Source organism: Cronobacter condimenti 1330 (genome assembly GCF_001277255.1).
Taxonomy (GTDB): Bacteria; Pseudomonadota; Gammaproteobacteria; order Enterobacterales; family Enterobacteriaceae; genus Cronobacter; species Cronobacter condimenti.
The window spans coordinates 1,362,711-1,375,600 of record NZ_CP012264.1 but is presented as its reverse complement, the minus strand read 5'-3'; the positions used below and the strand labels follow the sequence as shown (position 1 = coordinate 1,375,600).

Genomic DNA, 12,890 nt, shown 5'->3' with positions numbered 1-12,890 from the left:
GCCACGGCGAGGTTTTTCTTTTGTGCGCTTTACGCGTCGAAGGCGTTAATCACGACCCACATCGGGCCCTGGCCTACCGCGTAACGCGCTTTCTCGGCAAGCAGCCCCTGCACACCTTCAATGCCATACACCGCGATGTGATGCGATTTCTGACCTGCGGCAATCAGGTACTGTCCGGTGTTGTCGATGTTAAAGCCGCGCGGCTGGGTTTCAGTGGGCTGATGCCCCTGCACTGCCAGTACGCTGCCATCTTCCGAGACGGTAAAGACCGTAATGACGCTCGCGGTACGGTCGCAGGTGTAGAGATGGCGGCCATCCGGCGTGATATGAATATCCGCCGCCCAGCGGGTATCGGCGAAACCCGCAGGCATCATGTCCAGCGTCTGCACACATTCAATTTTGCCGTTCGGAGAACTCAGCGCCCAGACGTCGACCGAGCTGTTCAGCTCATTGATGCAGTAGGCGAATGGCTTGCTCGGGTGGAACGCCATATGGCGCGGCCCGGCACCCGCGACGGTGGTCACTTCCGCCGGGGTTTGCGGCTCAAGGCGGCCGTCGTCGGTTAAGGTGAACAGGCAAATGCGGTCTTGTTTGAGCGCAGGCACAAACAGCGTGCGGTTGTCCGGCGAGATATTCGCGGAGTGACAGCCCTCGAGCCCTTCCACCACGGCAACGGTTTCACCCGGCAGGCCGTCGTTCAGGCGCACCACGCTCACGCTCCCCGCGTTGTAAGAACCGCTGAACAGGAAACGGCCCGTATGATCGGTCGAAATATGCGTGGGGCTACCTGGAAGCGGCGCTTCGCCTGCCTCGCTGAGCGTGCCGTCATGCGCCGCGATGCGATAGGCAATCACGCGGAATTCCGGGCGCACGCCCACATACAGAAAACGTTTGTCGGGGCTGACGACCATCGGCTGAACCTGTCCTGGCGCATCCACCACCTGTAACAACGTCAGTTCGCCCTCAGGATTCAGACGCCAGACGTGGATCTGCTGGCTCTCCGGGCTTGCGGTATAAACGGTTTGTTTCATGAATACTCCTTTCCTCACTGCAACTTGAAAGACTGTCTCAAGGGTAGCGTGTTTTATCTTCCTGTGCCGACGTGGACGCCGCGGGTTTCACCCGATGCCGCAGGCGGTGTACCATCAACCGGATATTTTGACTGACGACCTGGAAACCCGCATGACCTTTCGCGTAATCGCACTCGACTTAGACGGCACCCTGTTAACCGCGCAAAAATCCATTCTCCCGGAATCGCTCGACGCGCTTGCGCTTGCGAAAGAAGCCGGACTGAAACCGGTTATTGTGACCGGGCGCCACCATAATGCCATTCACCCTTTTTATCAGGCACTGGCGCTTGATACACCTGCAATTTGTTGTAACGGCACTTATTTGTATGATTATCAAGCGAAAAAGGTACTGACGTCCGACCCGATGACCCCGCAGCAGGCTGAGGCACTTATCGAACTGCTCAATGATTACGGCATACATTCCTTAATGTATGTGGATGATGTGATGCTTTATGAGCGTGCCTGCGGCCATATTCAGCGTACCGAAAACTGGGCGCAGCGCCTGCCTGAAGCTCAGCGCCCGGTGTTTCGCCAGGTCGCCTCGCTACAGGATGCGGTGCGTTCGGTTGAGAGAATCTGGAAATTCGCCCTGACGGGGGAAGATATTCCGCGCCTGCAAAGCGTTGCGCTGACGATTGAGCGCGAGCTCAACCTCGCCTGCGAGTGGTCGTGGCACGATCAGGTTGATGTGGCCGCACCGGGTAACAGTAAAGGCAACCGGCTGGCACAGTGGGTAGAATCGCAGGGCCTGACGATGGATCAGGTCGTGGCATTCGGGGATAACCACAACGACATCTCAATGCTTGAGCGCGCCGGGCTTGGCATCGCGATGGGCAACGCCGACGACATTGTGAAATCGCACGCCGACAAAGTGATTGGCCCAAATACCGAGCCCAGCATTGCCGACGCGCTGCGTCAGTGGGTGCTTTAAGTTGTGATCGACACGCTTTTTATCTGTGCGTAGAGCCACAGGCCAGGCTTAATAGCCAGTTCATCACGCGCCCAGGGACTGATGCGCGCCCAGAGGGTGCGTGAGCCTACCTCCAGTTGCACCTCCACTTGCCCGTGGTCGTCATAACATTGCGCCACGCGGGCACGCAGGATATTGCGGATACTGCTTTGCAGCGGCGGTTGCAGCACCAGCGAAACATCAGAGGCCTGAATACGAATGCGCAGCGGCGTTTGCAGGGGCTTTTCGATGCGGTTCACCCACAAATGCTGATCGCCCAGCGCCAGGGCGGTCATCGCGTAGTGCGGATGATGCTCAAGCACAGTGACTTTCAGCACGCTGCTTTGCTGCTCTGCCGGAAGCCACGGGTGCATCACACTGCTGCCCCAGATATCTTCCAGACTGCCAAATGCTTTGACCTCGCCGTGCTCCAGCACCAGCACTTTATCGGCGAGATGCAGGATCTCCTCCAGCGAGTGGCTGACATAGAGCATCGGGATGTTGATTTCGCGCGCCAGCCGTTGCAGATACGGTAACAGCTCACGCTTGCGCGGCACATCGAGCGAAGCGAGCGGCTCGTCAAGCAGCAGCAGCTCTGGCGCGGTCAGCAGCGCGCGACCAATCGCCACGCGTTGTTTCTCACCGCCCGACAGCGTGCCCGGAAAGCGCTCCAGCAAAGGTTCGATGCCAAGCAGCTTGACCAGTTTGTCAAACTGCGGCGCCATCTCTTTTGCCATGCCATATTTCAGATTGCCGCGCACTTTGTAATGCGGGAAGAGGCGCGCATCCTGAAACACATAGCCGATGCGGCGTTTTTCCGGCGGCAGGAAGGTTTCAGTTTCGGTATCACTCAGCACGCGATCGTTTAAGACGATCCGCCCGTGCTGCGGGCGCGTGAGACCACTGATTGCATTAATCAGCGACGTTTTGCCTGCTCCCGAAACGCCGAACACGGCGGTGATGCCGCTGCCCGGCAGCGTTTCATTCACCGTCAGACGATGCTTGCCGAGAACCTGCGTGAAATTAAGCTCAAGCATTACAACGCCCCCAGACGGCGGCGGCTCTGACGCGCCAGCCATTCAGAGAACATCAGCGAACAGAGCGCCAGCACAATCGCGATAACGCACAGGCGTGCAGCCGCGCTTTCACCACCCGGGGTCTGAATCAGCGTATACATGGCTGAAGGCAGCGTGCGGGTTTCGCCCGGAATATTGGAGACAAACGTAATGGTCGCCCCGAACTCGCCAAGCGAGCGGGCGAAGGCAAGGACAGTGCCGACGATAATACCCGGCAGCGTCAGCGGCAGCGTAATGGTGAAAAAAACCCGCCAGCGGCCAGCACCGAGCGTGCGCGCTGCGGCTTCAAGACGGATATCTACCGCCTCAAGCGCAAGCCGAATGGCGCGCACCATCAGCGGGAAGGCCATAACCGACGAGGCGAGCACCGCCCCACGCCAGCTAAAGGCGAAGGTAATGCCGAAGAGATCGTAAAGCCATTCGCCTATCAGGCCGCGGCGGCCAAAGACCACCAGCAGCAGATAGCCCACCACCACCGGTGGCAGCACCAGCGGCAAATGGATGATGCCGTCCAGCAGCGTTTTGCCCGGGAACGTGCAGCGCACCAGCACCCAGGCAAGAAGCACCCCGAAGGGCAAACTGATAAGTACCGCAAGTGTAGAGACTTTGAGGCTAAGCAGTACCGCTTGCCATTCGGGTTCCGTCAACATCATTGGCTGGTCGTAAATCCATATCGTTTAAACACTGCGGCAGCTTCCGGGCCCTGCAGATAGTGATAAAACGCGCTGACCTGCGGGTTGTTATGCCCGTCAGTAATCGCCAGCGGATATTCCACTTTCTGATGGGAATCCTCCGGGAAGGTGCCAACCACTTTGACACCCTGGCTCGCCACGGCGTCAGAACCATATACGATGCCCAGCGGGGCTTCGTTGCGCTCCACCAGCGCCAGCGCGCCGCGAACATCTTCCGCCGGAGCGAGCTGTGTGGAGAGCGTCTCCCAGGCACCCAGTTTTTGCAATGCCTCTTTCGCGTAAATCCCGGCCGGTACGTGCGCCGGATCGCCCACCGCCAGGCGTCCGCCTTTCAGCAGATTTTTCCAGTCGGTGTTGCGATTGATAACGATATCGCCCTGCGTGCCTTTGACCGGGGCCACGACAACCAGACTGTTGCCAAGCAACGTCTTGCGGGTGCCGGCATCAATCGCTTTTTTATTCGCCGCGTAGTCCATCCACTTTTGATCCGCCGAGATAAAAATATCCGCTGGCGCGCCGGCCTCTATCTGCCGTGCAAGTGTAGATGACGAGGCGAACGACGAGACGACTTTCACCTCATGCCCTTTGGCGTAGTCTTTGGCGATATCCTGCATTGCGTTCGTGAGCGACGCGGCGGCGAACACCGTGACCGTATTGTCCTGTGCCAGCGACTGGCCGACCACGCCTGCGCTTAAGGTGACGCCAAGCGCCAGTCGTACCCATAATTTTGCCATGACTCACTCCTTACCGTTTCGTTATATACTTGGTAATATAACGCTCCGTGCAAGGTTTTCCCAGCAATTATCGGCAGTGCGCGTGGCGGCTTGAGGGATTTTAAAAGGAAAACGCCCGGCAAAGCCGGGCGCGGGGGGAAATCAGCGGTGCTGTTTTGACTGGTCTTTGTGGCCGATGCCAGAGAAGATATTGAACACTTCACCCAGGCCCCAGATTAAACCCAGGATCACAGCCATCACCACCGGCACCATAATCACGGCAAACGCCAGACTTTTCAACAACTCAAACATGGTTGCCTCCTGAATATAAGTAAACCGTCATTCTAGCGGCATCCGTGCGAAACATCCTGCCCTTTTGTGCCATTTGCGCCGACGCGCCGCTTTCCTTCACAATAGCGTTTTGCCCCGCTGGAGGCCACCATGCAGGCCGATATTCTTCTGACACTTAAGCTTCACGATAAAATTTTTGCCGACCCGCGGCGCATCGCCCTGCTCAAACAGGTAGCGCAGACGGGGTCGATTAGCCAGGGCGCGAAGCTCGCAGGCATTAGTTATAAAAGCGCGTGGGACGCCATCAACGAGATGAACCAGCTCGGCGATAAGCTGCTGGTGGAGCGTGCAACAGGCGGGAAAGGCGGCGGCGGCGCACAGATAACGGCTTACGGCGCGCGGCTTATCGCGCTCTACGACCTTCTGGGGCAGATCCAGCAGAAAGCCTTCGACGCGCTGAGCGATGACGCGCTGCCGCTGGATAGCCTGCTGGCCGCCATCGCCCGGTTTTCACTGCAAACCAGTGCCCGCAACCAGTGGTTTGGTCATGTGGTGCAACGCGACGCCGAGCCGGTACAGGAGATGATTGAAATTGCGCTTGCCGGTAGCGGCACGCGTATCAAAGCAGCCGTGACGAGCCAGAGCGCCGAACGCCTTTCACTTATGCCGGGTAAAGAGGTGCTGGTGCTGGTTAAAGCGCCATGGGTGTCAGTCACGCGCGCGCCACAGGAAAACGCCTGCGCTGATAATCAGCTTGAGGGCGTCATAAGCCATATTTCCCGCACGGCGCAGCATTGCGAAATTCTGGTCACGCTGCCGGACGGCCAGACGCTGTGCGCCACCCTCACGCCGGAAGCGACGCTTGCGCTGGCCCCTGAAGAAGGCCTCGCGGTGACGGCGGGGTTTAATGCCGGGAGCGTTATCGTCGCCACACTCTGCTAGTTCACGGCGTTGACATCGCGCCCTGAAAGACGTATCCCTGTGGTTTGGTGCTGCATAAAATGGGATACGAGATGACGACGTTGCAAATTCTGCAAGGCACGTTTCGCATTAGCGAACGGCGCGCGCTGCATATTGAGAGCCTGTCGATTCACGCGGGCGAAAGCTGGGCGTTTGTCGGTGCCAATGGCAGCGGCAAATCGTCGCTGGCAAGAGCGCTTGCGGGGGAGTTAACGCCAGAAAAAGGCGAGCGCGTCAGCCAGTTTTCCCGCATCGCCCTGCTCTCCTTTGAACAGCTGCAAAAGCTGGTAACCGCCGAGTGGCAGCGCAATAACACCGATATGCTCAGCCCCGATGAAGATGACACGGGGCGCACGACCGCGCAGATTATTCAGGACGAGGTGCAGGATCCCGCGCGCTGCGCATCGCTTGCCGCTCTGTTCGGCATCGAGGCGCTGCTTGAGCGACGCTTTAAGTACCTCTCCACGGGGGAAACCCGCAAAACGCTTCTCTGCCAGGCGCTGATGGCGCAACCGGATTTACTGATCCTCGACGAGCCGTTCGATGGCCTGGACGTCGCCTCCCGCGAACAATTAGCGCGACTGCTTGGCGAACTGAGTGCGCAGGGTTATACACTTGCGCTGATCCTCAACCGCTTTGACGACATTCCCGATTTTATCCAGCATGCAGGCGTGGTCGCAGATTGTACGCTTATTGACACTGGCGATAAGACCACACTGCTGAATCAGGCGCTGGTGGCACAGCTTGCGCACAGTGAAAAGCTCGCAGGCGTTCAGCTCCCGGAGGCAGACGAGCCTGCGGCGCGCCATACGCTTAACGCCACCGAACCACGTATTGTACTGCGCAACGGCGTGGTTTCTTACAACGACAGGCCTATCCTCAACAACCTGAGCTGGACGGTTAACCCCGGCGAGCACTGGCAGATTGTCGGGCCCAACGGCGCCGGAAAATCCACGCTGCTGAGCCTCGTCACGGGCGATCACCCGCAGGGCTACAGCAACGACCTGACGCTTTTTGGCCGCCGTCGCGGCAGTGGCGAAACGATCTGGGATATCAAAAAGCACATCGGCTACGTCAGCAGCAGCCTGCATCTGGATTACCGCGTCAGCGCCTCGGTGCGCAGCGTGATTTTGTCAGGCTATTTTGATTCGATCGGGGTTTATCAGGCGGTGTCAGATCGCCAGCAACACCTCACACGGGAATGGCTTGCCATCCTTGGTATGAACGATGCCACCGCCGACGCGCCGTTTCACAGTCTCTCATGGGGACAACAGCGGCTAGCGCTGATTGTGCGGGCGCTGGTAAAACACCCTACGTTACTCATCCTGGACGAACCGCTGCAAGGGCTGGACCCGCTTAACCGCCAGCTGGTGCGTCGTTTTGTGGATGTGTTGATGAGCGAAGGCGAGACGCAGTTGCTGTTTGTCTCGCACCACGCCGAGGACGCGCCACAATGCATGACCCACCGCTTAACCTTTGTGCCGGACGGCGACAGCTACCGTTATCAGTTCGATGTACTGCGTTAATATGCCGTATGCCTTTGCACGGGCCGGGGAATTCCCCGCCCGCTTTGCCGCTTCACTTTCAGATTAGCTGCAAATCCTCACGTCGCTTTTTGTTTTACAATGACTTAGCAATGGCCACCCGGTGAGTGAAAACCAGTGTAAACGATTCCACTAATTTATCCCATGTCACACTTTTTGGCTCTCTGTTATGCTATGGTTAATACATACCATAAGCGTAATGGAGCCAAATATGCGAGTTCTGGTAACGGGTGGTAGCGGTTACATTGGTAGTCATACCTGCGTGCAGCTGCTGCAAAATAACCACGATGTCATCATTCTTGATAATCTCTGCAACAGTAAGCGCAGCGTGCTGCCCGTCATCGAGCGTCTTGGCGGTAAAACCGCGACGTTTATTGATGGCGATATCCGTGATGAAGCGCTGCTGCGCGAGATTTTCCATGACTATTCCATCGACACGGTGATCCACTTCGCCGGTCTGAAAGCCGTCGGCGAATCCGTCGCGAAACCGCTTGAGTACTACGACAACAATGTGAACGGGACGCTGCGACTTATCTCTGCGATGCGCGCGGCAGGCGTCACCAACTTTATCTTCAGTTCTTCCGCCACCGTGTATGGCGACCAGCCAAAAATTCCTTATATGGAAAGCTTCCCGACCGGTACCCCGCAAAGCCCGTACGGCAAAAGCAAGCTGATGGTTGAGCAGATCCTGACAGACATGCAAAAGGCCTGCCCGGAGTGGAGCATTGCGTTGCTGCGTTATTTCAACCCGGTGGGCGCGCATCCGTCAGGCGATATGGGCGAAGATCCTCAGGGCATCCCGAACAACCTGATGCCGTATATCGCGCAGGTAGCGGTAGGCCGTCGCGAATCGCTGGCGGTATTTGGCAACGATTACCCGACCAAAGATGGCACTGGTGTGCGTGATTACATCCACGTTATGGATCTCGCTGATGGTCATGTCGCCGCAATGCAGCAGCTCGCCGATAAGCCGGGCGTGCACATTTACAACCTCGGCGCGGGCGTAGGCAGTAGCGTGCTGGACGTGGTAAACGCCTTCAGCAAGGCGTGCGGCAAACCGGTTAATTACCACTTTGCCCCACGTCGCGATGGCGACCTACCCGCCTACTGGGCGGATGCGACTAAAGCCGACCAGGAGCTGAACTGGCGTGTGACGCGCTCATTACAGGAGATGGCGGATGACACCTGGCGCTGGCAGTCCCGTCATCCTCAAGGTTATCCCGATTAAAGGAAGTCAGATGGAAAAGTTTAACCCCGTGGATCATCCGCATCGCCGTTATAACCCGCTGACCGGTCAATGGATCCTGGTTTCACCGCATCGCGCCAAGCGCCCCTGGCAAGGGGCGCAGGAAACGCCTGCGAAACAGATGCTGCCGCAGCACGATCCCGATTGTTTTCTCTGCCCAGGCAATACGCGCGTGACCGGGGATAAAAACCCGCAGTATACCGGCACGTATGTGTTCACTAACGATTTCGCCGCGCTGATGACCGACACGCCGGACGCGCCGGAAAGCGCCGATCCGCTGATGCGTCTTGAGAGCGCGCGTGGCACCAGCCGCGTTATCTGTTTTTCGCCAGATCACAGCAAAACGTTGCCGGAGCTGACGGTGCCTGCGCTGGAAGAAGTCGTGCAAACCTGGCAGACGCAAACCGCTGAACTCGGAGAGACATACCCGTGGGTGCAGGTGTTTGAAAACAAAGGCGCGGCGATGGGCTGCTCCAACCCGCACCCGCATGGTCAGATTTGGGCCAACAGTTTTCTGCCTAATGAAGCCGAGCGTGAAGATCGTCTGCAGCGCGAGTATTTCGAGCAGCACGGCGCGCCGATGCTGGTTGACTACGCGCAGCGCGAACTGGCCGACGGCAGCCGCACTGTAGTGGAAACAGAGCACTGGCTGGCAGTGGTGCCGTACTGGGCTGCATGGCCGTTTGAGACACTGCTGCTGCCGAAGACACACATTCTGCGCATGACCGATCTTACCGACGCACAGCGCAGCTGCCTTGCGCTCGCGCTGAAAAAACTGACCAGCCGCTACGATAACCTGTTCCAGACCTCTTTCCCCTATTCGATGGGCTGGCACGGTGCGCCGTTTAACGGCGAAGAAAACTCGCACTGGCAGTTACACGCCCACTTCTACCCGCCGCTGCTGCGCAGCGCCACGGTACGTAAGTTTATGGTGGGATATGAAATGCTGGCGGAAACCCAGCGTGATTTAACTGCCGAGCAGGCGGCTGAGCGTCTGCGCGCCGTCAGCGACGTCCATTTTCGCGAATCCGGAGAATAATAATGAGCCTGAAAGAGAAGACACAATCCCTGTTTGCCGACGCGTTCGGCTACCCTGCCACCACCCATATTCAGGCGCCGGGCCGCGTTAACCTTATCGGCGAGCATACCGATTACAATGACGGCTTCGTGCTGCCCTGCGCGATTGATTATCAGACGGTCATTAGCTGCGCGAAACGCGACGACCGCCGCGTGCGCGTGATTGCCGCCGATTACGATAACGAAACCGACGAGTTCTCTCTTGATGAGCCGATCCTGACGCACAACAGCCAGCAGTGGTCTAACTATGTGCGCGGCGTGGTGAAACACCTGCAGCAGCGCGATAGTAGCTTTGGCGGTGCCGACCTGGTAATCAGCGGCAACGTGCCGCAGGGCGCGGGGTTAAGCTCTTCAGCATCGCTGGAAGTGGCTGTTGGCACCGTATTCCGCCATCTCTATCATCTTTCGCTCGACGGCGCACAGATTGCGCTAAATGGTCAGGAAGCGGAAAACCAGTTTGTCGGCTGTAACTGCGGCATCATGGATCAGCTGATTTCCGCACTGGGCAAAAAAGATCATGCGTTGCTGATCGACTGTCGCAGCCTCGGCACCAAAGCCGTCCCGATGCCGCAGGGCGTCGCGGTGGTGATTATCAATAGTAACTTCAAACGCACCCTGGTCGGCAGCGAGTACAACACCCGCCGCGAGCAGTGCGAAACCGGCGCGCGTTTCTTTACGCAAAAAGCGCTGCGCGATGTGAGTCTGGATCAGTTTAATGCCGTGGCCTATGAGCTTGATCCGGTGGTTGCTAAACGTGTACGCCACGTGCTGACCGAAAACGCCCGCACGGTAGAAGCGGCGGATGCGCTGGCTAAAGGCGATCTCACTCGTATGGGGCAACTGATGGCCGCCTCTCATGCCTCTATGCGTGACGACTTTGAAATTACCGTTCCGCAGATCGATACTCTGGTAGAGATTGTGAAATCGGTCATCGGTGAAAAAGGCGGCGTGCGTATGACGGGCGGCGGCTTCGGCGGTTGCGTCGTGGCGCTGGTGCCGGAAGCTATCGTCCCGGAAGTAAAAGCCGCCGTCGAAGCGCAGTACGAAGCGCGCACCGGTATTAAAGAAACGTTCTACGTGTGCAAACCTTCAGAAGGAGCAGGGCTGTGCTAAAAGAGACCCCGCAACTGGCCCCGGATGGGCTGCCGTATCGTATCTCCACCTTGCGCAACGCCGCAGGGATGGTGGTCACCGTCATGGACTGGGGCGCGACGCTGCTGTCGGCCCGCGTCCCGATGAAAGACGCAAGCGTTCGTGAAACGCTGCTGGGCTGTCCAAGCCCGGAAATCTGGCTTGAGCAAACCGCGTTTCTCGGCGCGTCAGTAGGCCGTTACGCCAACCGCATCGCGCAGTCGCGCTTCACGCTGGACGGCGAAACGTATTCACTGACGCCAAGCCAGGGCGAGAATCAGCTGCATGGCGGGCCGGAGGGCTTTGATAAACGCCGCTGGCGCATTGTGCGCCAGAACGAACAGGAAGTGCTTTATACGCTGGATTCGCAGGATGGTGATCAGGGTTATCCGGGTGAACTGCGCGCCACCGCGCACTTCCGTCTGACGGAAGATAATCGCATCAGTATTGAATACCGCGCCCGCGTGGATAAGCCCTGCCCGGTTAACCTGACGAACCACGCCTATTTCAACCTCGACGGCGAGCAGAACGACGTGCGCGATCATCGCCTGCAACTGTTCGCCGACCAATATTTACCGGTTGATGAGCAAGGCATTCCACGCGAAGGACTGGCGGGCGTCGCGGGTACCGGGTTTGATTTCCGCGAACCGAAGAAAATCGCTCAGGATTTCTTAAAAGACGACGGTCAGAAACGGGTGAAGGGTTACGATCACGCCTGGCTGCTGGAGGCGAAAGGCGACCTGAACCAACCCGCAGCGCACGTCTGGTCGAGCGATGAAAAGCTCAAAATGACGGTCTATACGACTGCGCCTGCGCTGCAATTCTATTCCGGTAACTATCTGGAAGGTACGCCCGCCCGCGAACAGGGCACCTACAGCGCCTGGCAAGGGCTGGCGCTGGAGAGCGAATTCCTGCCGGACAGCCCGAATCACCCGGAATGGCCGCAACCGGATTGCATTTTGCGTCCGGACCAGGAATACCAGAGCATCACGCAGTATCACTTTATTCCTCAGTGACATTTCAGCCCTCTTCACAAAGAGGGCTTTTTTTTCGCCATTTTGCTGTAATTCCCGCCAGTTACTGACAAAAAAATCACGACCGATTCACAACCGCCTTACACTGAGCCGCTATTTTCGCTATGTTAAAGGTTTAGCGTTGCCGCTGGCTTCATCACGGCAATATAATGATAACTGTTATCATTCATCAGGCTTATGAAGGAGTAATACTATGGCTGTTACTAAGCTGGTTCTGGTTCGTCACGGTGAAAGCCAGTGGAACAACGAAAACCGCTTTACCGGTTGGTACGATGTTGATCTGTCCGAGAAAGGCGTGAGCGAAGCTAAAGCGGCTGGCAAACTGCTGAAAGATGAAGGCTACAGCTTCGATTTTGCTTATACCTCCGTGCTGAAACGTGCCATCCATACGCTGTGGAACATCCTGGATGGGCTGGATCAGGCCTGGCTGCCGGTTGAAAAATCCTGGAAACTGAACGAGCGTCATTACGGTGCGCTGCAGGGCCTGAACAAAGCGGAAACCGCTGAGAAATATGGCGATGATCAGGTGAAACAGTGGCGTCGTGGTTTTGCGGTGACTCCGCCTGCGCTGACCAAAGACGATGAGCGTTTCCCGGGCCATGATCCGCGTTATGCGAAACTGACCGAGCAGGAACTGCCGCTGACCGAAAGCCTGGCGCTGACCATCGATCGCGTTATTCCTTACTGGAATGAAACCATTCTGCCGCGCCTGAAAAGCGGCGAGCGCGTAATTATTGCCGCTCACGGTAACTCACTGCGTGCGCTGGTGAAATATCTGGACAACATGAGCGAAGAAGAGATCCTCGAACTGAACATCCCGACCGGCGTACCGCTGGTCTATGAGTTTGACGAGAACTTCAAACCGATTAAGCACTACTATCTGGGTAACGCTGACGAGATCGCAGCCAAAGCGGCAGCGGTAGCGAACCAGGGTAAAGCGAAGTAATTCGCAACCTTAAACGTGCGAAAGGCGTGGTGAGAACCACGCCTTTTTTATTGGCATTGCGTTGAGACAGGCGGACGGCAGATAACGCTGCGCCGACCTGCTCTAAAAAGACGGCTTTACGAAAGCGAGGAGGCTTTCTTTATGCCGGAGGGCTATTGCGC

The 12,890-nt window shown here is 57.5% G+C and carries 13 protein-coding genes; 8 read left to right on the top strand and 5 right to left on the bottom strand.

The features are described from left to right. Positions 1-29 precede the first annotated feature (29 nt). The gene (gene pgl, locus AFK62_RS06315) at positions 30-1,031 is read right to left on the bottom strand and encodes a 6-phosphogluconolactonase (protein WP_053531785.1); all 1,002 of its coding nucleotides are present in this window, start codon (positions 1,029-1,031) and stop codon (positions 30-32) included. A gap of 151 nt (positions 1,032-1,182) precedes the next feature. Between pgl and AFK62_RS06310 the strand changes: the two genes are divergently transcribed. Further along, positions 1,183-2,001 (top strand): pyridoxal phosphatase, encoded by an 819-nt coding sequence (locus tag AFK62_RS06310; RefSeq protein ID WP_032984912.1) that lies wholly within the window; start codon positions 1,183-1,185, stop codon positions 1,999-2,001. Here the strand turns inward: AFK62_RS06310 and modC are convergent. The 4 genes from modC to AFK62_RS20935 form a co-directional block, all read right to left on the bottom strand. Beyond that, the gene (gene modC / locus AFK62_RS06305) at positions 1,998-3,056 is read right to left on the bottom strand and encodes a molybdenum ABC transporter ATP-binding protein ModC (RefSeq protein ID WP_007681042.1); all 1,059 of its coding nucleotides are present in this window, start codon (positions 3,054-3,056) and stop codon (positions 1,998-2,000) included. The genes AFK62_RS06310 and modC overlap by 4 nt on opposite strands. Next, a complete protein-coding gene (gene modB, locus AFK62_RS06300) occupies positions 3,056-3,748 on the bottom strand; it encodes a molybdate ABC transporter permease subunit (RefSeq protein WP_007681038.1) in 693 nt (230 codons plus the stop codon). The genes modC and modB overlap by 1 nt, the downstream gene beginning before the upstream one ends. Then, positions 3,745-4,521: a molybdate ABC transporter substrate-binding protein gene (gene modA / locus AFK62_RS06295; protein ID WP_007681035.1), complete on the bottom strand. Its 777-nt coding sequence runs from the start codon at positions 4,519-4,521 to the stop codon at positions 3,745-3,747. Before modA ends, modB begins: the two co-directional genes overlap by 4 nt. 141 nt (positions 4,522-4,662) lie before the next feature. Beyond that, entirely contained in the window at positions 4,663-4,812 is a 150-nt protein-coding gene (locus AFK62_RS20935) for an AcrZ family multidrug efflux pump-associated protein (RefSeq protein ID WP_004386739.1), read from the bottom strand. A 129-nt stretch (positions 4,813-4,941) separates the two neighbouring features. Here AFK62_RS20935 and modE point away from each other — a divergent pair, with 129 nt between their 5' ends. The 7 genes from modE to gpmA all read left to right on the top strand — a co-directional run bounded on the left by modE (position 4,942) and on the right by gpmA (position 12,729). Further along, positions 4,942-5,733, top strand: a complete 792-nt coding sequence (modE, locus tag AFK62_RS06290) for a molybdenum-dependent transcriptional regulator (RefSeq protein WP_007681029.1) — start codon at positions 4,942-4,944, stop codon at positions 5,731-5,733. 71 nt (positions 5,734-5,804) lie between these two features. Next, a complete protein-coding gene (gene modF, locus AFK62_RS06285; RefSeq protein WP_032984909.1) occupies positions 5,805-7,277 on the top strand; it encodes a molybdate ABC transporter ATP-binding protein ModF in 1,473 nt (490 codons plus the stop codon). Between the two features lie 229 nt (positions 7,278-7,506). Further along, positions 7,507-8,523 carry a UDP-glucose 4-epimerase GalE gene (galE, locus tag AFK62_RS06280; RefSeq protein WP_032984907.1) on the top strand — a complete coding sequence of 339 codons (1,017 nt, stop codon included), beginning with the start codon at positions 7,507-7,509 and terminating at the stop codon, positions 8,521-8,523. 10 nt (positions 8,524-8,533) lie between these two features. Next, positions 8,534-9,580 carry a galactose-1-phosphate uridylyltransferase gene (gene galT, locus AFK62_RS06275; protein ID WP_007681016.1) on the top strand — a complete coding sequence of 349 codons (1,047 nt, stop codon included), beginning with the start codon at positions 8,534-8,536 and terminating at the stop codon, positions 9,578-9,580. Between the two features lie 2 nt (positions 9,581-9,582). After that, the gene (galK, locus tag AFK62_RS06270) at positions 9,583-10,731 is read left to right on the top strand and encodes a galactokinase (RefSeq protein WP_007681015.1); all 1,149 of its coding nucleotides are present in this window, start codon (positions 9,583-9,585) and stop codon (positions 10,729-10,731) included. Then, the gene (gene galM / locus AFK62_RS06265) at positions 10,725-11,765 is read left to right on the top strand and encodes a galactose-1-epimerase (RefSeq protein ID WP_007681014.1); all 1,041 of its coding nucleotides are present in this window, start codon (positions 10,725-10,727) and stop codon (positions 11,763-11,765) included. The genes galK and galM overlap by 7 nt, the downstream gene beginning before the upstream one ends. A gap of 211 nt (positions 11,766-11,976) precedes the next feature. Further along, complete coding sequence (gene gpmA, locus AFK62_RS06260; RefSeq protein WP_007670913.1) at positions 11,977-12,729, top strand: 2,3-diphosphoglycerate-dependent phosphoglycerate mutase; 753 nt, start codon at positions 11,977-11,979, stop codon at positions 12,727-12,729. Positions 12,730-12,890 lie beyond the last annotated feature (161 nt).

Bases quoted from the DNA above. Each gene is read 5' to 3' on its own strand.
- pgl (WP_053531785.1), bottom strand. From the start codon at position 1,031: ATGAAACAAACCGTTTATACCGCAAGCCCGGAGAGCCAGCAGATCCAC.
- AFK62_RS06310 (WP_032984912.1), top strand. From the start codon at position 1,183: ATGACCTTTCGCGTAATCGCACTCGACTTAGACGGCACCCTGTTAACC.
- modC (WP_007681042.1), bottom strand. From the start codon at position 3,056: ATGCTTGAGCTTAATTTCACGCAGGTTCTCGGCAAGCATCGTCTGACG.
- modB (WP_007681038.1), bottom strand. From the start codon at position 3,748: ATGATGTTGACGGAACCCGAATGGCAAGCGGTACTGCTTAGCCTCAAA.
- modA (WP_007681035.1), bottom strand. From the start codon at position 4,521: ATGGCAAAATTATGGGTACGACTGGCGCTTGGCGTCACCTTAAGCGCA.
- AFK62_RS20935 (WP_004386739.1), bottom strand. From the start codon at position 4,812: ATGTTTGAGTTGTTGAAAAGTCTGGCGTTTGCCGTGATTATGGTGCCG.
- modE (WP_007681029.1), top strand. From the start codon at position 4,942: ATGCAGGCCGATATTCTTCTGACACTTAAGCTTCACGATAAAATTTTT.
- modF (WP_032984909.1), top strand. From the start codon at position 5,805: ATGACGACGTTGCAAATTCTGCAAGGCACGTTTCGCATTAGCGAACGG.
- galE (WP_032984907.1), top strand. From the start codon at position 7,507: ATGCGAGTTCTGGTAACGGGTGGTAGCGGTTACATTGGTAGTCATACC.
- galT (WP_007681016.1), top strand. From the start codon at position 8,534: ATGGAAAAGTTTAACCCCGTGGATCATCCGCATCGCCGTTATAACCCG.
- galK (WP_007681015.1), top strand. From the start codon at position 9,583: ATGAGCCTGAAAGAGAAGACACAATCCCTGTTTGCCGACGCGTTCGGC.
- gpmA (WP_007670913.1), top strand. From the start codon at position 11,977: ATGGCTGTTACTAAGCTGGTTCTGGTTCGTCACGGTGAAAGCCAGTGG.